The sequence below is a fragment of the Vagococcus coleopterorum genome, from assembly GCF_011303955.1.
In the GTDB taxonomy this organism is placed as follows: Bacteria; Bacillota; Bacilli; order Lactobacillales; family Vagococcaceae; genus Vagococcus_D; species Vagococcus_D coleopterorum.
Genome location: NZ_CP049886.1, coordinates 240,550 through 264,332, shown reverse-complemented (window position 1 = coordinate 264,332; position 23,783 = coordinate 240,550). Strand labels below are relative to the sequence as shown.

The following is a 23,783-nucleotide window of genomic DNA, read 5'->3' as shown; positions in this document are numbered from 1 at the left end:
TGGAGTTGGTAGGAATACATACAGAGTTTTTTCATAAGCCTGCTCCAGGGGTAGGTGAAATTATTTATCAAGTGGACCAGTGGAAAGTTATTTTGGGAAAAATGAATGACATATTTATTAATGCTGGTTTAACATTCGATGAAAAAGAACTACAGCAATCATGTGATTCAGCTTTTAAAATTGCAAGCCCTTTGAAGCATTTGGAAATAACAGTATATGATCAAAAAATAAAGTGGGAAGAAATATTATCTTATTTTCAAAAAAAATTCCCTAAGATTGCTTGGCTCGATATCAAGCTTGTTATTTCAGAGGACAGTCAGACGTATTATTTTGAGTTCGTGTCTGTTATTCAAGCAGATAGCGGATTTCCGGTAAGTTTTAGCTTTATAGAATTTTTAAATCGAATATACAATTCTGAAGGGGCTAAACTAGATTCGTTTGTATCTGATATTGAAGCGATAGTTGATATGAATGTTGACGTAACAGAAACTGTAACGCATCAAGAGAAGATAAAAGAGAAAAAGTTACCAAATGATCAGAAATTAATAAAAAATAATCATCCAAGACATAATGACAAAATGAACAAAGGTAATAAGATTGAGTCTTTGAGTCGAAAGGACTTTAAAGAAGCTCAAAAAAAAGAAAAAAATAAAACAAAGAACAAAGTGTTGGTTAGTAAACAAATATGGGGTGGCATCGCTATAGCGGTAGCAATCGCAGTGCTTCTACTGTTCATTGGTTGGAAAAATTTTGGGCCTTTCGAAGCTAAAATTGATGGGGAATCAATGATGCCGACTTTTCGAAATAATGATGCCGTGATTGTAGCGAAAGGCACGACCGATATAAAAAGATTTGATGTAATTGTTTTTGATCATGGGGATGGTCAAAATTATGTTAAAAGAGTGATTGGGTTACCTGGGGAAACCCTTTTTTATAAACAAGGGGAGTTGTATATCGATAATGAGTTGGTTGAAGATAATTTTAGTCAGGACGATGAAACTTCTTCTTTGATAGAAATACCAGAGGATTCTTATTATGTGTTAGGGGATAATCGAGCAAACTCTATTGATAGTAGAGTTTTTGGGGAAGTAAACAAATCAAAAATTATTGGGATTGTAAAAAAATAAAAGGTGGATGTTTGAATGATTGATTGGAAAGATTTAACTATAACAGAGTATCTATATTGGGGCTATTTGGGAGCCTCAATAGTGACGATGTTTATAAGTGTGATATTTATTATCCGGTTATATTTTTTTTCTTTAGCAATTACAACGGTAGCAGATGTATTTTTATGCTTAATTCTTTTTTTAATCAGTTTTTATTTTAGGTTTAATGCATTTCATTATCAAAAATTACTGATAGAAAATGATAAATAAAGGAAGTAGGGGTTAAATGAGCGTTCGAAAAAGAACAAGATATTTTATAGTGTTGTCTGTCGCGGTAGTTTTAGGGACGGGGATAATTGTTAAAGATAGAATGGGTGAATTTGAGCCTCATCTTTTTGCGAAGACATCAGAAGAACAAGCTAGTCAAAGCAAAGAAGCCGACACTAAAAGTACTGAAAATGAGACTGTAAGTGGGACGGAAGAATTGTTAGCCAGTCAAGTGCCAGAAGAAATAACAACAGAAATATCAGAAGAAGAATCGAATTCTGAAGAAGTGACAACAGAGGAAACAAGCGAAAGTTCTTCAAAAGAAACGGAAGAATCGGACATTCCAGAGGAAAGTGGAGAGACAACTCATTCAGAAGAAACAACTGAAAACATGACTAATGAATCACACGAATCAAGTGAACCTTTAGAAACTGAAACGTTACCAAAGGAAAACAGTACTGATGAACCCCGTCCAAGTAAGCCAAACGACAATGGGTCGTCACAGGAAAGTACAGTAGAACCTGAGATACCAGATAAGCCTTCAAAGGAACAAATTCGGGTAAGTGGTTCAGAAGAAGCCATAACTAATTTAAGTGGAAATGCTGTGGAAGATAATTATTATTTTTCAGTCGCTAAAAATCAAACAACGACAGGGTTTATAAATGCAATAAGAAAAGACGCTACAGAGATTGCTTGGAAAAATGATTTATATGCATCAGTTATGATTTCACAAGCCATTTTAGAAACAGGATCAGGTAATAGCTTGTTATCTAGTAAGCCAAATTATAATTTGTTTGGTGTGAAAGGGTCGTATAAAGGGTCAAGCGTTACGATGCCTACAAGCGAGGATAACGGCAGTGGGAAAATGTACACAATAAATTCTGGATTTAGAAAATATCCGAGTTATAAAGAAAGTTTGGAAGATTATGCGATTTTATTAAAAAAAGGAATAGCAGGTAATCCTAATTTTTATAAGAATACCTGGAAGTCTAACGCTAAGTCTTATAGAGATGTCACTGCGTTTTTAACAGGAAGGTATGCAACCGACACAAGATACGCCCAAAAATTAAACGCTATTATTACGACGTATAAATTAACACAGTACGATAACGATCCAAAAACAGTGTTTACTGGAAAAGCTAAGAAGTCTGGAAATAAAAATGAAACTAAGTTGTTAAGTAATAAGCAAAGCAAGGAAAAGTCGGATATAAATCTAGATGAATTTTTAGTAGAAAAAGATCATCCGAAACGTGAAGAAAAAGTGGATGACTCAGCAATAACTAGTAGTGAAAGTAACAGGATTGAAAAACTAATGACCTTGAAAATTCATGAGGTTTCAAGTGACAAAGACATCACTTTTAAAAAATAGTCAAATAGAAACTGAGGGATCAGACCATGCGTCAGTTTAATAAAATACTAAATAATGAAAAGGGTATGACGCTTATTGAAATAGTAGCGGCCATGCTGATTTTAGGGATAGCTTTGGCTGGATTGGCGACAATGACTTCGCAAAATTTCATTGCTATTGATCAAAATAAGCTGAAAGAGGAAGCAGCTTTTGTTCGTGATGATATTAAAGAGTGGTTAAATTATCGAGCGCAAACCCAAGATATCGCCAACTTAAATCCCTTAGCGCTGAAAAATGAAAAAAGTATTTCAGGTTTATTAACGGATAAAGAGCTTGCTGAGAGGTATAAACATCTGATTTTAGATGAGTCGGGGGTCCAAGTTGATCCTCAAACGGGCAAGAATAAATATGGTGAAGTATTAAGAAATAAATCAGACACTGGACGAGGGAAATTCATTTCAAAGGTAGAGTATGATCTTTCGGGTTCGTTTTTACCAAATGGTCTAAAAAAAAATGAATTTAATAAATACAATATTGGAAAATATATTGGAACCAAGACGGAAAATGATGCCTTTTTAGTTGAGGTTAATGCAACTGCAACCACAGGTGGGACTGATGACACAGATGTTCGCAAGCGTGGCTTGGAATTGACTATATTAATTTATAGTCAGGATACAGGAGCATTATTAACTGAAACTCAAATGAGATGGGTCCCTGAATATTAAGGAGTGGAACACTTTGAATAAATTTTTAAAAGATGAACGTGGAGTGTCCTTAATAGAGTTGATAGGGGTCACTGTTCTTTTGGGAGTCATGTCAATATTAATATCAGGTATTTTTTTCACCACTGTAAAAACAACGGATATTCAAGGTGAAAAAGTTCAAATACAGCAGGCTGCTAATAACATGTTTGCTCAAATGGAGAGTATTAGTAAAATTAAAAACATTTATAAAGATGCCGGTTATTTGGGGAAATTTACAGGTGTGGATTGGCATAAAGCCCATATTATTAAACCTTTAGCTGAAGATGCAGCGACGGGGGAATGGTTGGCGATGAAAGATGAGGAGCAAGGCACGAATAAAATTGCTATAACAAATATAAATGACACATTAAACAAAACTAAAACGACTTACCAAATTAAGAATCCCAAGATCAAAATTAAAATACTACAACAAAAAAATGAAAATGAAGTAACCAACACGCAATATAAAACCCCTAATTATCGTGATACATTTTCGATTCAAACAACGGTAATGGTTTTATTTTACAAAGATGATATTAACTTTTCTGAGTATTATGAAGCAGAATCAGGGACTTGGGAGTTTGATAAACTTTCTAAATTGACTAATACGGTCTATTCAAGAAAATCTGTTATGTATTATCGTGATGATGACAAGGCGAAAGGAGATGTTCCGGGAGATGGTAGATGGTAGAAACGAATCAGGATTTGCATTAATTACCGTTCTCGGATTAATTATATTTATTTCGTTGATGGTCGGCGGAGTATTTTATGTAGCTCGGATTGTTTTTAATCAAGTGGATAAAGCTGATCAGGTTAAGGTGATGAAAGATGCAGAAGAATATGTGATGCAAGATGCAACGGATGATATCCAGAGACGTATGGATGAGATCCTATCGCCTAAAGAATTAAAGACTGTGGATTTTGGAGACACACCTCAAAAGTTAGGTCATTTAGTAGATGAAAAAATGCCGAAAAATGTTGGTACTAAACAATCTTTTGGGAGTGAAAAACAATTCGCCAGCACTGTGGAGCTGAAGTCTATTCAAAAAAAGAAAGTCAAACCATATATTATGACTGCTAGTGGGTGGAAAAAGGATCCATCTGCAAACAATCCCACTGCGGCTACCAATATTGAGTTAACTTTTGAATTAGAAACAGAAATTAAGGAAACACTGAAAACAGGTGAAGTGAAAGAGAAACAAAGTACAGTCGATTTTGTCTACGAGGTCCAGTGGAACCAAATAGATATTGCGGAAGAATTCACGGAACTAGATGTGTGGCGAAATATCGCTTACTCACACAATTTACCAAATGGTGCGCGTTATTTGTCAGGTGATGAATGGGTAAAAAAAATGGTTGAATTTTATAATTACGGGGAAGAGACCAGGAAAACTTTTAATTACACTGAATATAATGATAATGCGAGTTATGAAACAGGGAAAGATGCTCAGGGATATTTTGACACAACAGATGGTAAGTTTTTAGATTTTTCCAGAACTGGTAAACCGGTAGCCGATTTATCTTTGCAAGGATCATTGTTATTAGAAAATGGCGTTAAGTTGCAAGGGAAGTCGACTAACTCTCAAAACTTATTAGTTAATGGAACCTTAGGTTTGAGAAGTAAGCAGAATCAAGAGAATTCAATCAGTGATTTGTCCATCAAAGCAGGCAGAGGAATATTTGTTGACCTTTCAGATGCCAGTGGCTACTTAGCTTTAAACAAGGTGAGTACGGATGCTATGGGAATGCTGGTAAATAACACAAAGAAAAATAATAAAAAACCAGGTGGATTTTTATTTGGCGAGGGACAATTATCGCTCAGTGGCTCGACTGGTATGAAGGCTAATAATTTAAATGGGTATAAAAGTAATCCCATTAAAAAAAATCCGGTGGATAATTATTGGTCAGAATATCAAAAAGGGTCATTAGTAATTGCTAGCTCTAATTTTGAAGCTGGGTCATTTGACTTAGGAAATAACCTTATGGCAAGTTCCGATGCAGAAAGAAAAATTGATGTTGCCGGTAATTTTTTATTAACAAGTGCCATGATTAATCGTCAAAGTGAAAGACAAAATATATCATATTTTGATGAAAGTAAGAGTGTTACTACTCCGTATGCGCCTTCGAAATTTATATTAGACGGTAAAAATACAAAAATGGTTGTGGCAGGCAAGAGCTTTATAGACGCGCCAAAAACAAATCGTCGAGATACACCTAAAAAAAATTCGAAGGACAACTCTAAATATTATGGTGATAGTGAAGATTGGAATGGGATTATCTTGAAGGACCGAGCGACTCTTGAATTGGGATATACAGGTGTAGAACCCTTCAATTTAGATATAGAAAAAGATGCTCAATTTTCAATGAAATTATTGCCGGATTTACTTTTTTTTGACGACACTTTTTTATTTAATAGTGTGAGTAAAAAAACTTTAAATGGGAAAGTTATTTTGAATGCATATAACCAAACGGATGCAGAAAATTTAAAGAGTGAATTAAAGAGACAGGCGATTCCGGTCGCAATCGTTTCTAAAGAAGACGAAGCTAAGAATGGGGAAGTGACGATTGTAAAACCGATTAATTCAGGTGGAGTAGAATCTTCACAATTAATTTCTAGGACATTTTCATATGTAATGGATGTCGATTATTAAGTAAAGGGGTATGGTCCATGGAAGACAATCAATATGCAGAGAATTACGATCGCTCAACAAGTTTTGATAACGATGGATTAACAAATACGTCAATTGATTTGTTTAATCATTCAATAGATAAAGAACTATTGAATCTAGTGCCTAAATCTTTTGCAAAAGAACATAGTTTAATTCCTTTGGAAGTAGATTATGTAAATAATAGTTTAACTATTGCGATTGGGAACACAATGAATTATTCAGCGTTAAATGATTTACGGTTAAAAACTGGTATGCAGATAAAACCTCTCGGAGCGAGCGAAAGTGATATCCAGCAATTAATTGTTAGGGATTACCCATCAGATATTAGTTTAGACGGCTTTAGTGTAGAGGCTGAATCGTTACCTTATTATGATGAGACAGAGGAAAATCATGACAGCGATGATTCACCAATTATTAAGTTAGTTAATAGTTTATTACGAGATGCGATTGACCGAAAAGCAAGCGATATCCACTTTGATTCACAAGATAAGTATATGACAGTTCGAGTTCGATTAGATGGTGAATTACAAGAGTTAAAACGTCTGCCAAAAAGTGTTCAAGCACCAGTTATTTCTCGATTGAAAATTATTTCTTCATTAGATATAACGGAGACGCGAGCTCCGCAAGATGGACGAGCTGTGTTCAAAAATGGCAGCAAAGTAGTCGATTTAAGGGTCTCAGTGTTACCAACAATTCATGGCGAAAAAATTGTTATTCGGATTATGGACAGGTCTGTTGGGATAAGAGAATTGGGAGATTTTAAATTTGAACAACAAACATTATTAGAGTTACGTCAGTTATTGCGGCAACCACATGGCATTATTCTCGTTACTGGACCAACAGGTTCGGGTAAATCATCAACACTTTATGCAGCATTGAATGAATTAAACAAACCTAACGTCAATATTATTACAGTTGAAGATCCGGTTGAATATCAATTGGAAGGAATTAATCAAGTAGCTGTTAACAGTGATATCGGCTTGAGTTTCGCTAGCGGACTTCGTTCTATTTTAAGGCAGGATCCAAACATCGTAATGTTAGGAGAAATTCGTGATGGTGAAACAGCTGAAATTGCTATTAGAGCATCAATGACGGGACATTTAGTTTTATCAACAATTCATACAAACGATGCGGCAAGTACGGTTAACCGACTAATTGACATGGGTGTAGACCCGTTCTTGGTAGCCAATTCATTAGGTGGAGTTTTATCACAACGCTTAGTTAAGACGATTTGTTCCAACTGTAAAGCGGAGGTACCAGTTACTAGTGAAGATGCGACTTTTTTAAGTAAATATAATGTGTTTCCAACGGTCATGTATAAAGGTACAGGGTGTTCTAAATGCAGATATAGCGGGTATCAAGGCCGTATGGCTATTCAAGAATTATTAGTTGTAACAACTGAAATTAGAAAAATGATCACGTCTCAAGTGACTAGTGAAGAGTTAGTTGACTATTTAAAAGAACATGGGATGCGCTTTTTAGTAAATGATGGTCTTGAAAAAGTTATTGCTGGTTATACAACAGTTGAGGAGATAATGAAAGTTGTCGCAACAGAATCATAATATAAAGGAGTTAATTGAATGGATCGAAAGGATTCTTATTTAGAAAGTGAGTTTGATTTAGAGTTGGAATCTAGTCTGGATTTAAACTTTAATAATTTGTATGAGATTGCTGATGAAATAAATGGGAATTTACAAGGTAAAAGTATAGCTGAAACGGTAATAAAACAGATTGAAGATCCCAAAGCTACTTTAGATGAGTGGCTGGCTTTAACTGTTTCGAAAGAAGTTTCCGATTTGCATCTTGTTGAAGGGATAGAGCCAATTTTTCGCTTAAATGGTGAGTTGGTTCCTATCCAAGGGACTCCTGTTCTTTATTCGGAAATGATTACTAAAATGGCTAGGTTAGTCTGTAACGATGAACAATGGGCCACTTTTTTGGCTGATGGTGAAATTGATTTAGCCTATGAATTAAAAGGAGCGGCTCGCTTCAGGATTAATATATTTCGTCAAAAAGATACAACCTCAATTGCGTTTCGTAGAATCCCGATTAAAATTCCCAATTTAACATCGTTGGGAATGCCGGATATTTTAAAAGATTTAATCCACAAATCGCAGGGATTATTTTTAGTAACGGGGCCTACGGGGTCAGGTAAATCAACGACATTGGCGGCCATGTTAGATTATTTAAATGATACAAAAAACACTCACATTTTAACATTGGAAGATCCTATTGAGTACGTTCATAACCACAAAAAATCTATTATCTCTCAAAGAGAAATTGGTCGTGATACGGATTCGTTTGGTAATGCACTGCGAGCAGCGCTGAGACAAGATCCAGATGTGATTTTGGTGGGCGAAATGCGTGATTTTGAAACTATTTCAATAGCGTTGACTGCTGCTGAAACAGGACATTTAGTTTTAGGAACGTTGCACACTTCAAGTGCACCAGCAACCATTGAAAGAATTGTCGACGTTTTCCCGGCTATTCAACAACCACAGGTGCGCTCACAACTAGCAGGAGCTTTACTAGGAGTTTTATCTCAACGATTATTACCGACTCCAGATGGAAATGGACGAATTGCAGCCACTGAAATGTTAGTGAATAACAAAGGAATTGCTCATATCATCCGATCAGGTAAAACTCATCAAATTAGTAATATGATTCAAATGGGTAAAAATGAGGGGATGCATACGATGCAAGCTAAAATTATTCAATTAATAAGTGCGGGGCGTGTTGATTCCGATGTTGCAGAAAGTTACTTAGAAGAAGGTAGTGAACTTTAATGGCTTTATATACGTATGAAGGATTGAAACCAACAGGAGAGATAGTAAAAGGTAATGTTCGAGGGAATTCCTTGGCGGAAGCACGCCAAAAAGTTCGTGACAGTAAAATTAGAATTCGAACAATTATAGAACAAGAAGAAACACTAGTTAACAAAGAGATAAAGTTATTTAACAAAGTTAGCATGAAAATCGTTTCGCCCTATTTACGACAAATGTCTACTTTAATCAATGCAGGGATTACGGTTTTAGATGCTTCTATTATGTTGGAAAAACAAGTTAAACATAAATTATTTCATCAAATATTAGAAGAAATAAGAAAAGATTTAGAAAATGGAGAAACTTTATCGGCTTGTTATCGGAAACACCCAAATGCTTTTCCGCCTCTATTGGTCAGTGTTATTTCTGTAGCGGAGGTTTCAGGATCACTCGAGAGTAGTTTGGCACAATTATCTAATTACTTCGAAAAAAGTCAAGAAAACAAAAGTAATATGATCACCGCAATGATCTACCCGTTCATGATGTTTATTGCTGCGATAGGTGTAGCAGTATTCTTAATGGTGAAAATCGTTCCGATGTTTGTGGCATTATTTGAAAGTTTTGATGCGGAGTTACCAGCAATCACAAAAATTACAATGGCTATGAGTGACTTTTTAACAACTAAAGGTATTTATATTGCCATTCTAATTGCTGTTGCCATTATGGGCTTTACTTTAGCTAAAAAAGAGCCGAAATTTGTTTTGAAATTGGATACATTGAAATTACGGCTACCAGTATTTGGTGATTTTATTGCCAAAAGCAATTTTGCTATGTTGATGACGACTTTATCAACCTTACTTTCCAGTTCGGTTCCTATGGGGAATGCTTTAAAAATGTCGAAAGATGCAGTAAGTAATACTTGTATTCGTGAGCTTATTACTCAGTGTGAAATGGAAGTTGAAAATGGGGGTAAGTTAAGCCATGTATTCACAGATAATCCCGTTGTGCCACTAACGTTATCACAAATGGTAGAAATTGGAGAACGAACGGGTTCGTTAGATGACATGCTGTATCGATTGAGTATCATTTTTGAAAAAGAAGTCGATGAAAATAGTAAACGTATTAAAACTATTTTAGAACCAATTGTTATGGTTGTCATTGCTTGTATCGTTGGTTTTATTGTGGCAGCAATCATGTTGCCAATGTTTGCAATGTATACAACGATTCAAGGGTAGATTTTAAAAGGTCAGGAGACATAACAGTGATTGTTGAGGAAAATGAAAGTTGTAGTATCAAAAAGCTAATTGCTGATGAAACAGGTCTTACATTGATGGAGTTACTGGGAACACTAGTCGTATTAACAATTATTGCAGGAATAGGTGTGACGACCATTGGTAAAGTTATTCAACATAATAAGGAAGATGTCGGAATTTCAAATGTTCAACAAGCGATGAATGCGGCTTTAATTTTTCAAACAATTACAAAAGTTCGTGACACGGATAAGAATCAATCAAGCTTCACTCTTAAAGAAGTCATAGAAGCAGGGTATTTAGAAGTTCCGATAACTACGTGGGAACGGCCTGACAAAGTCTATTTTATTTGGCGTAAAAACGGAAGTTTATTGATGACCGACGAGGTAGGCAAACAGTTAAAGGCTGGCATGAAAAGAAGTTTGCCATTTGAAAAGCTATCCACGAATCAGATTTATAAACTGAGTCGCGAACAGCTTTGGGGACCTTAGTTGAAAGAATAAGATAGCGTGCTCAAGAATCGAATCTTGGGTTCATAAAAAGAATTACCGCTCTGAGGAGCCTAAAAGGGTTATTAAACTAGAAATCTAGACTTCTAGTTTTAATATAAAAAAAGAAAAAATATTGGGGGCAACAAGAATGACAAACGTTTTAGTATTAAAGGAAGAAAATAAAATGAGTCGATTATTAAAAGACGAACGTGGGATGACTTTAGTTGAGTTGTTAGCAACAGTAGTTATCTTAGCAATCATTGCGGCGATTGGTGTAACTGCCATTGGTCAAGTAATTCAAAATTCAAAAGAAGATGCTGGTGTTGCAAATGTTCAACAAGCGATGAATGCTGGTAAGTTATACCAATCTACAAATTCTACAAATGATATGAAAAGTTTTGCCTTAAAAGATGTTATTGATGGTGGGTATTTAGAAGTGCCAACGACTACATGGAACAAACCAGAGGCTGTTCTCTTTGAGATTGATGGTGATGGTGTTGTGAAAATTACAGTTCCAGAAAAATCATTAAAAGCAGGTAGTAAGGACAGTAAGGCTCTAACTAAGTATTCAAATGATCAAATCTTATCCTTAGATAGAAAAATACTATTTGGTACTAAAACTACACCATAGTAAGGTTACAAAAAATTACGATTAACCTCGTATCCCAAATCCAGAAGGAGTTTTTACATGAATGTCGTTCAAAATAATATTAGCCTAATATTTATATTTAGCTATATTTTTATATTAGGAATGTGTCTAGGGTCATTTTTCATGGTCGTGGGATATCGAATTCCAAAAAAAGAAACGTTAATGGGGAAATCTCATTGCGAAAAATGTGACCAAGAACTTAGTTTATGGCATGTTTTTCCAGTGGTATCTTATCTGTTTCTAAAAGGGAAATGCCATAAATGCACTTCTGAGATTGGGGTATTTAACCCCATCTTAGAAGTTCTTATTGGTGTTTTATTTGTAAGTAGTGCTTTTTTCTTAAAACTAACACCTGAAACATTAGTGAGTTTTACACTCATTTGTTTGTTATTTACAGTCAGCATTTCAGATGCTTACTACCGGATTATTCCAAATAAAGTGTTACTTTCTTTTTTTATTATGGCAATCGTCGAACGAGCAATCATTCCACAAAATGATTTTTGGTGGTATCCATTAGCAGGCTTTATCGCAGGCTTTTTACCATTATTTTTATTAGGGTTGTCAAAAGAAGATTCAATTGGAGGCGGAGATATTAAATTATTCGCTGTTGTTGGGATTTTTATTGGTCCAATAGGTGTGTTGATTTCTTTATTTGTATCATCAGTCATTGCAATTATTGGTTATATTATTATATTTATTTTTAAAGGGAAGAAACAAAAAACAATTCCTTTTGGACCTTCAATAGCAATAGGTTCATATTTGGTTTATTTGTTTACATCAGGACAAATAGCAACGCTGATACAGTTGTTTAATTAATATCTCGATGAAAAGGGGAAAAGAAATGTTTGGTAAGAAAAGCGAAGTCATAGGAATTGATATCCAGAAAAATGTCATTAGGTACTGTATGTACAAAAAGGGGTATTGGCTGTATGGTGAAAAATTAGGGAAAGGTAGTTTTTTTAAGGAAAATGGCTTAAAAAATAAAGAAGAATTAAGCGATCTATTAGATGAAATATTTAGTGAAGTTAAGGTTAAAAACCCACAATTAGTAATCGCAACGTTAAATTCAAAATTATTAATTCGACAAATTCCATTGCAAGATATGACGTCAGAAGAAGAAATCAGAGAGTTCTTATTTTTTGAATTAGGACAATCAATTTCTTTACCTTTCGAGGATCCAATCTTTGATTTGTTGGTATTAGAAAGACCTAAAGTAGCAAAATCAAAGAGGGTGAAAAAAAGGAAATTGGGGTTATCTAAAGCGGATGGTCTTAGAGATGACGTAAAGGTAAAGACTATGAAACGGAATCGTTTTGCAGTAAATGGCAAGGTGCCCATTATTATCACATCCGAACCGTTATTAATTGAGTTAGGAGATACCTTTCAAAAAGTTGGAGGTAATCTAGTGGGAGTTGATTTTAGCGCGTTAGCCTATACTCAAATTTTTAAAAAACGAATTAACTGGGGTCAAACTTTTGTTTTAGTAGAAATTGATTCTGGTGAAGCGACAATTACGATTTTTGAAAAGATGGCGCCAGTCTATGTCCAAAATGAAGCTTATAACCGAGGGAATTGGCGCTACAGAGAAGAGAAAGGTCAAGTTATACCAGAATATCGAAGTGAAGGAATCGCTTTGAAAAAACTTGGGGAAACATTAAAGAATCTTATAGCGTATTTTGAGAACGATATTTCGGTAGGAAGTACGGTGGAACGGATTTATCTAGTAGGAGGACACCCACGATTGAAGACGGATGTCTTAGAAATTATGGAAATGACAAATGTCATTCCAACTAGTGTTTTAGAAGAGCCGTCGGTTGCAGAAGATTTGAATATAGTGCCTTACCGTTTCTTGCTAGCAGCTAGCTTAGCCTTAAAGGAGGTGCACTAGTTTGAAAATTAATTTATTACCAGCAAAGTTTATAAAAAATAGGGCTACTGATGTCATCATTTTATCCGTCAGTGCTATTTCAATTGTTATTGTGCTGTTATTTATGTTGTTCTTTTTATACTTTAATACGCAACTAGGAAAATTAAATCGCGAAGCGCAACAAAGGTTGACTGAAAAAGTAACAATGAATAAAACGGTAGATGAGTTAAAACAAAGCCAAGCGATTGATATTCAAGAATTTTTAGAGGGATTTAAGCAAGAAAAACAATTGATAACACCAATGATGGCTAATTTTGAAAAAACAGCCAATGATTTAAAATTAAAGATTATAAGTTATCAAATAACGGCACCAAGCACTGAGGAAACCGAAAATCCTATTAATGGTGAAAATGGGGATGCATTACTATCACCAATTACAATTAGTGTTGAAGGAGACCTATATAAAAATATGCCGAAATTTAAAGCGAAAACGGAAAAACTTTCGTGGGTGTACGATGTTCAGCCCGTTGGTGTGGACGCCAAGGATGGTAATGTGACGTCTGAGTTCATTATTCGAGTGAAAAATAATGTTGGACAGAGTGATAAGGAGGCAACTAAATAATGAATAAAGTTATTTTCACAAAAAAACATTTAGTTGCTGCGGGAGTGGCGGGAATCGTCTTAGTAGTTTTAATAATTGCAAGTTGGTTTCTGATGATTGCTCCTAAAAGTACACAAATTCAACATAAAGCTACAGAATTGAAAAAAACAAATGAGGAAATTCAATTGGTAGAGGCGGAGTTGGACAAACTAAAAGAAAATCCGGACTTATTAAATTCTGAAGTCATAAAAGTAGCCCCGGTCATCACAAATGGGGTTCAGCTTGAAGCGTACTTCAAAGATTTGGAAAATATAGATAAGAGCTTGGATATCTCAGTGCAAAAAATTCAATTTGAACACGAGTTATTATATCCGCAAGAACCTAATGCAGAAAAACAATTGCAGAAAAGTAAAGTCGGTTTCGACATTATAGGGGATAGTGCTAAAGACATTATTTCTTTTGTGGATCAATTGGAACAGGGCAAGCGTTTTATGAAAATAGTAGATATCACGTATCGTGCAAGTTCGACAGAAGACTCAGACTCAACGTATTCGGCAACAGTTGTTGCTGAAATGTATTATTTATCTCATTATGAAACGGGAAAACCAGTAGCGGATGAAAAGTAAACTAATGGAAAGGAGTATTTGGTTGATGAAAATAAAACTATTATCTAAAGTACTTGTTCTAGCGTGTTTTTTAGGTGTAGGAACGCTAACTTTTGCCAAATTTTATAATGGGGAATCTGGTAGCAGAGCGGCCCCTAGTAGTTATGATTGGGAAAAGTTTAATAAAAAAGATGGGCTAGATCTGAGTAGTTATAAAGAAGTTAATGTAAATACACCTGTGAAGTTAGAAGGAGATTTTTGGGGTCCGCAAGATCGGAATTATTATTTGTTTTTTGGGAAAACGACTATGAAGAGTTTTTTTTTGAAAGACAAAGGTGATTTTGAAACAAAAGGAGTTATGTATGCACCTCTAGGTAATAAAAAAAAATTACCTTTACTAGGTGGAAATATTATCGGTGTTTCTAAGAGTGGTAAAAGTAAAATAGCGGTTTTTAATTATACTTATGATCAAGGGCAAACGCCAAATGGTGGTCTGACGGCATCCTATGATATCGGAGAATTGTTAAAAGAGAACGGACCAGTTGCGGCTTCAAATAAACTCGGGGGGTCTGGAACAGCGACCGAACAAGATACGTATATTGTGAAACAGTATGTGAAAAAGAATGATATAGTTGCGTATGGTTGGGCAGAACGAACGGATAAATCTTGGATGCCAATTCGGATTCATTATTATTATAATGAAAATAATAATAATAAAATTTCTATGGATTTATCATTTGGAAATGAAAGTAAAAAGGATAAATATTTTGTGAATACTTATTCTTCTCATATGGATGTTGGTGGGGCACACAAAGCTAGTAAAATGTATTCTAATGGGGAAGATGGTATTTATTTCAACCAAAAGAAAACACCGGTAGATAAGTTAGATGCTCAGGTTTTATTTTATATGGGGAAAAAAAATTATGGTGATAAGAACGGTCCCACGATGAGAAAGCTTGGTAATCTGGGAAGTAGAGTGAATGGGATTGGCCATTGGGACGGGATACATAACGCTATGAGGGCATTGTATGGGAAAGCGCTATCCGTTGAAGAGCCACTTGCTAACTGGGATAAAACGGATCAAAAAGGGTATAATTACCCGTTAAATCACCCAGTTTTCGTTTTAGGATGGGATCCAATTTTTGTCAAACAAGGTGAGATTGGTGAAATGACCTTAGATATTCTTGTAAAGGAACAGTTTTATGAGCGTAAGTTACAAGTGGATTATATCGATACAAAAGGGCGTACGTTAGCTCCAAGTAAGAACCTCGTTTTAAATGATACTGATTACTATGATGAAAAGCCGCTAGATTTGGGAAATCCTGATTATCATTATTTTAGGGTAGCTGAAAATTCTGATCCGGTTTCTGGTAAAATGGATGGTGATAAACATGTTATTTTTGTTTATGCTAAAGAGATTGGAGAAGTAGAGGTTCACTATGAAGACGTAAATGGTAAGAAAATTGCTGACGATTTGATAGTTGAAGATGAAGTTGGGGAACCATATCATGTGAAGCCAATTGAAATTGATGGTTTTGAGTATATTAAAACGGTTGGGAATCCTAGTGGGGTGATGAGTCGGACAGTTCAAGAGGTGACTTTTGTTTATCGATCAAACACCTATTTTATGCACTTGCGACAAGTGATTTTATCTGCAGATAATACTATTTCGTTACCGAATAGCGGAAGGTTAGTTGCGTGGAATACTAAAGATCAAAGTACTTCTGATGTAGCAAGTAAAACAAATCTAAGCATTAATTCAGGGGTGGGTGATGTGTCCTATTCTGACGTGGAAGTAACCAAGAAAACAGGTTATAATTTCTTGCTAACAAAACCTACGGTACCAAGCTTGTATCAATACGTCGGATCAGTAGTTACTAAAAGTAATGTCCCACATGACCCGGCAAGTAAAAATCCAGATATTCCAACACTGTTGTTAACTGATGGCACAGAGTATTGGGTCACGCTTTATTTAGAACCGACAAGTAATACTAGTGTGTACTTAAACGTTGTAAATGACCGTTTAAATGTTTATTATTCAAATGTTTCAGAGTTTACTGTGTATATAGATGGAAAGAAATATAAGAAATATAAAGTTGCTAATACAGCGACAGTAGAATCTCAAGAAATAGATGTTCCAATAGATGATATGCGTAATAAAATATCAGTAAAATACAAAACACCAGATGGTAAAACAGCTATTTCTTATTGGAGTGATAGATGGGATTTTGTTGAAGACGATGCGTAGTACTTGTTTAGATATGTAAGTCTAAGCAAAGCGTGGTTATCGCTTGATTCCCGAAGAAATATTAAAAAGCACCGCTTAGCTAATTTGCTAAACGGTGCTTTTATCTTAGAATTATTTATCTGTTAATTGGAACTGAATTAACCGATTATTAGGACATCAGGACTAACAGCGAAAGGATTGGTTTTATTAATATGATCGTAGAACATGATACCATTTAAATGATCAAGCTCATGTTGGACAACGATGGCTTCGTAATTTTTAAATTTTTTAGTCTGTGTGTTGCCATCTAAATCAATATAGTTCACAGTAATGCGTGCATTTCTGACAATATAACCTGGGACTTCGCGATCAACTGAAAGGCATCCTTCACCATCTCGTAGACAAGCTTGTTGGACAGTATGGCTAACGATTTCGGGATTAATTAAGACGTCACTGAATAGTGGTGTCTCATCTTCAGGGTCTAGACTAGGGACGTGGACTGCCACCATTCTTTTTTTTTCGTCTAATTGGGGAGCAGCTAAACCAACACCACCACGTAAATTATACTTCTCAGCGATTTCAGGATCTTGGCTGTTTTTTAGAAAAGTCATCATCGCTTCTCCTAAAGCTTTATCTTCAACTGAAAGAGGTAACGTCACTTCTGGAACTTTTTCACGCAAAGTTGGGTGACCTTCGCGGATAATATTATTCATTTTAATCATATCTAAACTCCTTATTCTAATCTTTTCATTTAAGGCATATTTTCAATGGTAATTGTATCATAAAAAAGTGTGGCGTGGGGATGGTTGGTCTTGAAATAACAAGAAATCATCTTGCCTTTTTAGAAGGATTAGGGTAAAGTAAAGGAGTACGGAATACCGTGCCGCCCGTTACTTGGTTTATCGAATCACCAACGGTTTACTCGGTTCTGGGGTGAAATTAGAGAAAGAGGTGGATTTACAATGGCAATGTCAAAAGAAATGAAAAACGAAATCATTAAAGAGTACGCTCGTAAAGAAGGAGATACTGGTTCGCCAGAAGTACAAATTGCTGTATTAACTGCTGAAATCAATCACCTAAACGACCACTCACACGCCCACAAAAAAGATCACCATTCTTACCGTGGTTTAATGAAAAAAGTTGGACACCGTCGTAACTTATTAGCTTACTTACGTAAGACTGATGTACAACGTTACCGCGAATTAATCCAAAAATTAGGTTTACGTCGTTAATCAAATCGACATATTTAGAAAGTGGGATTCGTAAGAGTCTCGCTTTCTTTGTATCTATTGTGTGTTTAGAGTATAATAAACATAGAGTTATTTAACATAATTCTTACTATTATCTATTCGAATGGAGGTCTTTTTCATGACTGAAGAAATCAAAAATGAAGAAGTAAAAGCAACTGAACCAGAAAACTGTAATTGTGAATGCCACATCCCATCAGAGGAAGTGAAAGCACATGCAGAAGAATTCAAAACACAATTAGACGACGCTTTAAACCAAGCTAAAGATCATCTAGCTGACGTTGATGTCGAAGGTCAAATGGAAGAAGCTCAAAAGCAAGCCGAAGAAGCAATGGCTAAGTTTAAAGAAGCGACTAAAATCACACCTGAGAAAAAGGCTGAAATGGAAAAAGCTGTTAATGGTGCGGTTGAAGATTTCAAAGGAATCGTTGATAAAGCTGCCGATAGCGGTTTAATCGATCAAGCTAAAGGCTTTATGAATAACTTAGGTAAATTCGTAGAAGACTTAGTGAAAGATCAACAAAAATAGTTCTTAATTTAGGGCCAAGCTTTAGCCAATCGGTCTAAGGCTTGGTTTTAATTTTGATAAAAAATAAGGGTGCAAGGTTATCCACTACTATACAAATGAGAGTGACTGAGTGGTCAGTTGTTGTCATTTGTTTAGTAGCTAACCAACCCGTATAAAGGAGACAATAATATGTCAGAAAAAAAAGTATTTTCAATGGATTGGGGCGGACGTCCGCTTTCAGTAGAGGTTGGCCAATTAGCGAAGCAAGCTAATGGATCAGTATTCGTTCGTTACGGGGACACTGTGGTATTAACCGCAGCGGTAGGATCTAAAGAACCTAAGGATGTTGATTTCTTTCCGTTAACAGTTAACTATGAAGAAAAAATGTATGCAGCAGGTAAAGTGCCTGGTGGCTTCATTAAACGTGAAGGACGTCCGAGCGAACATGCTACATTAACGGCTCGTTTAATCGACCGTCCAATCCGTCCGATGTTTGCGGAAGGTTTCCGTAATGACGTACAAATTACCAACGTGGTTATGAGTGTGGAACAAGACTGTACACCAGAGATGTCTGCGATGTTAGGGTCATCGTTAGCTTTATGTATTTCAGATATTCCGTTTAACGGTCCAATTGCAGGTGTTAATGTGGGGCGTGTAAATGGCGAATACATTTTAAACCCAACCGTTGAACAACAAGAATTATCAGATATCGATTTAAGTGTTGCCGGAACGAAAGATGCTATCAACATGGTTGAGAGTGGTGCGAAAGAAGTATCTGAAGAAGATATGCTTGGTGCATTATTATTCGGACACGCAGCTATTAAAGAATTAGTTGCTTTCCAAGAAAAAGTTGTTGCTGAAGTCGGCAAAGAAAAAATGGAAATCAAATTATTACAAGTTGATCCAGCTTTAGAAACAGAAATTAACGATGCTTTCAAAGTTCGTATGGTTGAAGCGATTCAAACAGAAGAAAAATTAGCTCGTGAAGATAATATTTCAGCAATCAAAAAAGAAATCATTGAAATGTATGAAGAAAAATTTGCTGACGAAGATGATGCAGCTAAACGCATGAAAGAAGTTCGTCAAACTGCTGAAGATATGGAAAAAAATGAAGTTCGTCGTTTGATTACAATTGATAAAGTTCGTCCTGATGGTCGTAAAATTGATGAGATTCGTCCTTTAGCAAGTGAAGTTGGTTTATTACCACGCGTTCACGGTTCAGGACTATTCACTCGTGGACAAACCCAAGCGTTATCTACAGTTACTTTAGCGCCATTAGGTGAACATCAAATTATTGATGGTCTAGGTACGGAAGAAACAAAACGTTTCATTCATCACTATAACTTCCCGCAATTCTCTGTAGGGTCAACTGGTCCAACACGTGCACCAGGTCGTCGTGAAATCGGTCACGGTGCTTTAGGTGAACGTGCGATGATGCAAGTTATTCCATCTGCTGAAGAATTCCCGTACATGATTCGTGTGGTTTCTGAAGTATTAGAATCAAACGGTTCATCATCACAAGCAAGTATTTGTGGTGGTATCTTAGCGCTTATGGATGCTGGTGTGCCAATTAAAGCCCCAGTTGCTGGTATCGCTATGGGATTAGTTATGGACGGGAATGATTATACTGTCTTAACGGATATCCAAGGTTTAGAAGATCACTTAGGTGATATGGACTTTAAAGTTGCCGGAACTGAAGCCGGAATTACTGCTTTACAAATGGATATTAAGATTGAAGGTATTACTGAACAAATTCTTACTGAAGCCTTAGCGCAAGCTAAAAAAGCGCGTATGGAAATTCTAAATGTTATTACAGATGCTATTGCTGAACCACGTGCTGAGTTAAGCCAATATGCACCTAAGATTGAAATGATTCAAATTGACCCTAATAAAATCAAAGCAGTTATCGGTAAAGGTGGCGACACAATTAACGGTATCATTGATGAAACAGGTGTTAAGATTGATATTGATCAAGATGGTAAAGTTAGCATAGCTTCTGAAGATGCTGCAATGATTAAACGTGCGATCGAAATCATCGAAGAATTAACAAAAGAAGCTAAAGTCGGTGAAGTTTACGAAGCTAAGGTAGTTCGCGTTGAAAAATTTGGAGCTTTCGTTAACTTGTTCAAAGGGAAAGATGCTTTAGTTCACATTTCTCAATTAGCCCATGAACGTGTTGCTAACACTGAAGATGTTGTTAAAGAAGGTGACGTGATTAAAGTTAAGATCACTGAAATCGATAAACAAGGTCGTGTTAACGCATCTCGCAAAGAGTTAATGCCGAAACCAGAACCAAAAGTTGAAGCAAAACCAGAAGAAAGTAAATAGGTATTAAAGCCCCTATCAATGATAGGGGCTTTTTTTAGAATTGAGAAATCAAGTGCTAAGTGATATTATTGTTAGGAGTGATTTAGGAGGCGAAGTAATGAGTGCAATTAAAAATAAATATCGTAAATATTCAATAAAATTTAAAAGAAAAATAGTGCAATTTCTATCCTGGCTATTTTCAAAATGTTTAAATCGTGATGACAACATGATTTATTTTGAAAGTTTTTTAGGTCGTCAATATAGTGATAATCCAAGAGCTATTTATGAGTATATAAATAAAGAGTATCCAGAGTATAAGTGTTATTGGGGGATGGACAGTCGTTTTTTTTCAAAATTTGATGATTTGGGGCTAAATACTGTACCGAAAATTTCAATAAAAGGGTTATACATTATTGCGAAATCAAAATACTGGGTTACAAATAGCCGTGTTCCTCTTTGGGTTACGAAGCCATCAGATACGATTTATTTACAAACATGGCATGGTACCCCTTTAAAAAAACTAGCAATTGATATGGATGATGAAAACATACCTGATAGATGGAACAGGCCGATTCCGTATAAAGAGGCCTTCTCGTTAGAATCAGACCGCTGGGATTATATGATTTCACCAAATAAATATTCAACAGAAATTTTCAAGCGTTGTTTCAATTTTAACAATGCAATGTTAGAAACTGGGTATCCACGTAATGATTATTTAACAACATCTAACAATCAAGAACACATTGATGAGATTAAACAAAAATTAGGACTTCCATTAGACAAAAAAATTATTTTATATGCACCAACATGGCGAGATTATAAACATTATGAGCTAGAGCTAGATTTACAGCGAATGCAAGAGGAAATAGGTGATGATTATTATATTATCTTCCGTCTTCATTATTTAGTTTTAACGACAAATGATATTAGTGAAGATAACTCGTTTATAAAAAATGTTTCTTCATATAATGAGATTAGTGAATTATACTTAATCAGCGATCTATTGATTACAGATTATTCAAGTGTGTTCTTCGATTATGCTATTCTAAAACGTCCAATGATTTTTTATTGTTACGATTTGGAAGAATACAAAAATGATTTGCGAGGATTTTATTTTGATTTTGAAAAAGATGCACCAGGTCCGATTGTGCAAACAGAGGACGAATTGATCAAAGCTATCAAGAACTCAGATGAACAAAAAGTTTCAAAAGGGTTTGGGGATCAATTTACAAGTCTTGAAGATGGTTATGCAACTAAACGCGTTGTTGAGAGAATGTTAAATAAAAAGAATCAGTAAAGCTGGTTCTTTTTTTGATTTATAGTATTGACGAACCCTTTGGAACTTGCTATACTTATGAAGTTGAGAATTAAGCAGAAGCACCCGCTTCTCGCCTTAGTAGATAGTAATCTCTGGGCTAGATATTTTTTTGAACTTTGGTTTGCCAAAGGAATAAAAGGATTGCGGGAGTCTTCATAAAGAGGGCTTCTTTTTTTGTTTAATACTCCAAGTAATTAAAAGAGAGGTGAATGACCATAGCAAAAGATATGATGGTAAACGACGGCATTCGTGCACGTGAATTACGCTTGATTTCAGATTCTGGCGAACAAATTGGTGTTAAAACTAAAGCTGAAGCCTTACAAATGGCGGAAGATGCTAACTTAGACTTAGTTGTTGTATCACCAAATGCGAAACCACCGGTTGCACGTATTATGGACCATGGTAAATATCGTTTTGAACAACAGAAGAAACAACGTGAAGCACGTAAAAATCAAAAAGTAATCAATGTTAAGGAAGTTAGATTAAGTCCAACGATTGACTCTAATGATTTTAATACTAAATTACGTCAAGCACGTAAGTTCTTAGAAAAAGGCGATAAAGTGAAAGCTTCTATCCGTTTCAGAGGACGTGCTATTACTCATAAGCAAATTGGTCAGGATGTCTTGATGCGCTTTGCAGATGAAATTAAAGATCTAGCCGACATTGAGCAAAAACCAAAAATGGACGGCAGAAGCATGTTTCTAATGCTAGCACCAAAAACAGAAAAGTAAAAAGATTTTGAGGAGGAAATAAAGATGCCAAAACAAAAAACACACCGCGGTTTAGCTAAACGTGTAAAACGTACAGGTGGTGGCGGACTAAAAAGATTCCGTGCCTTCACTAGTCACCGTTTCCACGGGAAAACTAAAAAACAACGTCGTCAATTACGTAAAGCGTCAATGGTTTCAAAAGGCGATTACAAACGTATCCGTCAACAATTATACGCTTTGAAAAAATAGTTTTAACTAGCAATATCAAACAAATAACTAATTATTAGAGATAATTCAAGGAGGAATAACCATATGGCACGTGTCAAAGGTGGAAGTACTACCCGTCAACGTCGTAAAAAGACGCTTAAGTTAGCGAAAGGTTACTACGGATCAAAACATACATTATTCAGAACAGCGAAAGAACAAGTGATGAAATCTTACAGCTATGCTTACAGAGATCGTCGTCAGAAAAAACGTGATTTCCGTAAATTATGGATCGCGCGTATCAACGCTGCTGCTCGTATGAATGGCTTAAGCTACAGCAAAATGATGCACGGCTTAAAATTAGCTGAAATCGATATCAACCGTAAAATGTTAGCTGACTTAGCAGTTAACGATGCGGCTGCATTCACTTCTCTTGCAGAAGAAGCTAAAAAAGCTCTTGCTAAATAATTAAATTTAAAGATGCTACTCATTTGAGTAGCATCTTTTTTTGTTGTTAAAGATACTAAAGAGCGTATAATAAACAGTAGTAAGGTCATATTTTTAGAAAGGGTGAGTGTTGGTGGATAAAAAAGTGCCTAAAGCGTTAAAGGTTGAAAATGCTGCAAATATCTTAAAAATAGAATTTGATAATGGTGAAATAAAATATCTTCAAACGCATTATATTTCTAATATGAAAGATGCTTTTTCTGTTAGTAAAGGAAAAGGCAAACGTAAAAACTTATTGGTTAATCCAACCACCATGTGGATAGGTTGTGAGATTGATATCAAACCTGATGGGACAGTCACGATTAACGAAAATGATCATTATACTCCAGAAGAACTATGGCATGATAGTAAGAGTAGTGTGACTTTATTATAAAGGAATAAAAACGCCTCTTAAGAA

Annotated in this window: 25 protein-coding genes; 24 read left to right on the top strand and 1 reads right to left on the bottom strand. The window is 35.5% G+C overall.

The window, feature by feature from the left end:
• The first annotated feature begins 5 nt into the window (after positions 1-5).
• From lepB to G7081_RS01195, 16 genes are all read left to right on the top strand, one after another.
• Entirely contained in the window at positions 6-1,127 is a 1,122-nt protein-coding gene (lepB, locus tag G7081_RS01270) for a signal peptidase I (RefSeq protein ID WP_166006683.1), read from the top strand.
• A gap of 15 nt (positions 1,128-1,142) precedes the next feature.
• Positions 1,143-1,376, top strand: a complete 234-nt coding sequence (locus G7081_RS01265; protein ID WP_166006681.1) for a hypothetical protein — start codon at positions 1,143-1,145, stop codon at positions 1,374-1,376.
• A gap of 16 nt (positions 1,377-1,392) precedes the next feature.
• Positions 1,393-2,742 (top strand): glucosaminidase domain-containing protein, encoded by a 1,350-nt coding sequence (locus G7081_RS01260; protein ID WP_238786648.1) that lies wholly within the window; start codon positions 1,393-1,395, stop codon positions 2,740-2,742.
• A gap of 26 nt (positions 2,743-2,768) precedes the next feature.
• Positions 2,769-3,446, top strand: a complete 678-nt coding sequence (locus tag G7081_RS01255; protein WP_166006679.1) for a type IV pilus modification PilV family protein — start codon at positions 2,769-2,771, stop codon at positions 3,444-3,446.
• A gap of 13 nt (positions 3,447-3,459) precedes the next feature.
• The gene (locus G7081_RS01250) at positions 3,460-4,155 is read left to right on the top strand and encodes a PulJ/GspJ family protein (RefSeq protein WP_166006677.1); all 696 of its coding nucleotides are present in this window, start codon (positions 3,460-3,462) and stop codon (positions 4,153-4,155) included.
• On the top strand, positions 4,142-6,115 hold the full coding sequence (locus tag G7081_RS01245) for a hypothetical protein (protein WP_166006675.1): 1,974 nt from the start codon (positions 4,142-4,144) through the stop codon (positions 6,113-6,115). Before G7081_RS01250 ends, G7081_RS01245 begins: the two co-directional genes overlap by 14 nt.
• Before the next feature lie 17 nt (positions 6,116-6,132).
• Entirely contained in the window at positions 6,133-7,695 is a 1,563-nt protein-coding gene (locus G7081_RS01240) for a GspE/PulE family protein (protein ID WP_166006673.1), read from the top strand.
• An 18-nt stretch (positions 7,696-7,713) separates the two neighbouring features.
• Positions 7,714-8,919, top strand: coding sequence for a type IV pilus twitching motility protein PilT (locus G7081_RS01235; protein WP_166006671.1), 1,206 nt, complete (start codon positions 7,714-7,716; stop codon positions 8,917-8,919).
• Positions 8,919-10,130, top strand: a complete 1,212-nt coding sequence (locus G7081_RS01230; protein ID WP_166006669.1) for a type II secretion system F family protein — start codon at positions 8,919-8,921, stop codon at positions 10,128-10,130. Before G7081_RS01235 ends, G7081_RS01230 begins: the two co-directional genes overlap by 1 nt.
• Before the next feature lie 26 nt (positions 10,131-10,156).
• The gene (locus G7081_RS01225; RefSeq protein ID WP_166006667.1) at positions 10,157-10,636 is read left to right on the top strand and encodes a pilus assembly FimT family protein; all 480 of its coding nucleotides are present in this window, start codon (positions 10,157-10,159) and stop codon (positions 10,634-10,636) included.
• A 148-nt stretch (positions 10,637-10,784) separates the two neighbouring features.
• Positions 10,785-11,267, top strand: a complete 483-nt coding sequence (locus G7081_RS01220; protein WP_166006665.1) for a type II secretion system protein — start codon at positions 10,785-10,787, stop codon at positions 11,265-11,267.
• A gap of 57 nt (positions 11,268-11,324) precedes the next feature.
• A complete protein-coding gene (locus tag G7081_RS01215; RefSeq protein WP_166006663.1) occupies positions 11,325-12,101 on the top strand; it encodes a prepilin peptidase in 777 nt (258 codons plus the stop codon).
• A gap of 25 nt (positions 12,102-12,126) precedes the next feature.
• Positions 12,127-13,173 carry a type IV pilus biogenesis protein PilM gene (gene pilM / locus G7081_RS01210; RefSeq protein WP_238786647.1) on the top strand — a complete coding sequence of 349 codons (1,047 nt, stop codon included), beginning with the start codon at positions 12,127-12,129 and terminating at the stop codon, positions 13,171-13,173.
• 1 nt (position 13,174) lies between these two features.
• Positions 13,175-13,774, top strand: a complete 600-nt coding sequence (locus G7081_RS01205) for a hypothetical protein (protein WP_166006660.1) — start codon at positions 13,175-13,177, stop codon at positions 13,772-13,774.
• Positions 13,774-14,379, top strand: a complete 606-nt coding sequence (locus tag G7081_RS01200; RefSeq protein WP_166006658.1) for a hypothetical protein — start codon at positions 13,774-13,776, stop codon at positions 14,377-14,379. Before G7081_RS01205 ends, G7081_RS01200 begins: the two co-directional genes overlap by 1 nt.
• A gap of 25 nt (positions 14,380-14,404) precedes the next feature.
• Entirely contained in the window at positions 14,405-16,606 is a 2,202-nt protein-coding gene (locus tag G7081_RS01195; RefSeq protein ID WP_166006656.1) for a MucBP domain-containing protein, read from the top strand.
• Between the two features lie 137 nt (positions 16,607-16,743).
• Here the strand turns inward: G7081_RS01195 and def are convergent, their stop codons facing one another.
• Positions 16,744-17,307 carry a peptide deformylase gene (gene def, locus G7081_RS01190; RefSeq protein ID WP_166006654.1) on the bottom strand — a complete coding sequence of 188 codons (564 nt, stop codon included), beginning with the start codon at positions 17,305-17,307 and terminating at the stop codon, positions 16,744-16,746.
• A gap of 240 nt (positions 17,308-17,547) precedes the next feature.
• Between def and rpsO the strand changes: the two genes are divergently transcribed.
• The 8 genes from rpsO to G7081_RS01150 all read left to right on the top strand — a co-directional run bounded on the left by rpsO (position 17,548) and on the right by G7081_RS01150 (position 23,759).
• Positions 17,548-17,817 (top strand): 30S ribosomal protein S15, encoded by a 270-nt coding sequence (gene rpsO, locus G7081_RS01185; protein ID WP_166006652.1) that lies wholly within the window; start codon positions 17,548-17,550, stop codon positions 17,815-17,817.
• A 136-nt stretch (positions 17,818-17,953) separates the two neighbouring features.
• Complete coding sequence (locus tag G7081_RS01180; protein WP_166006650.1) at positions 17,954-18,361, top strand: hypothetical protein; 408 nt, start codon at positions 17,954-17,956, stop codon at positions 18,359-18,361.
• Between the two features lie 168 nt (positions 18,362-18,529).
• Complete coding sequence (gene pnp, locus G7081_RS01175; protein WP_166006647.1) at positions 18,530-20,668, top strand: polyribonucleotide nucleotidyltransferase; 2,139 nt, start codon at positions 18,530-18,532, stop codon at positions 20,666-20,668.
• A 97-nt stretch (positions 20,669-20,765) separates the two neighbouring features.
• The gene (locus tag G7081_RS01170) at positions 20,766-21,944 is read left to right on the top strand and encodes a CDP-glycerol glycerophosphotransferase family protein (protein ID WP_166006645.1); all 1,179 of its coding nucleotides are present in this window, start codon (positions 20,766-20,768) and stop codon (positions 21,942-21,944) included.
• Positions 21,945-22,174: 230 nt separating this feature from the next.
• Positions 22,175-22,696: a translation initiation factor IF-3 gene (gene infC, locus G7081_RS01165; protein WP_166006643.1), complete on the top strand. Its 522-nt coding sequence runs from the start codon at positions 22,175-22,177 to the stop codon at positions 22,694-22,696.
• A gap of 24 nt (positions 22,697-22,720) precedes the next feature.
• Positions 22,721-22,924: a 50S ribosomal protein L35 gene (gene rpmI / locus G7081_RS01160; RefSeq protein WP_166006641.1), complete on the top strand. Its 204-nt coding sequence runs from the start codon at positions 22,721-22,723 to the stop codon at positions 22,922-22,924.
• A 63-nt stretch (positions 22,925-22,987) separates the two neighbouring features.
• Positions 22,988-23,347 carry a 50S ribosomal protein L20 gene (gene rplT, locus G7081_RS01155; RefSeq protein ID WP_166006639.1) on the top strand — a complete coding sequence of 120 codons (360 nt, stop codon included), beginning with the start codon at positions 22,988-22,990 and terminating at the stop codon, positions 23,345-23,347.
• A 112-nt stretch (positions 23,348-23,459) separates the two neighbouring features.
• Positions 23,460-23,759, top strand: a complete 300-nt coding sequence (locus tag G7081_RS01150; RefSeq protein WP_166006637.1) for a hypothetical protein — start codon at positions 23,460-23,462, stop codon at positions 23,757-23,759.
• The last annotated feature ends 24 nt before the right edge of the window (positions 23,760-23,783 follow it).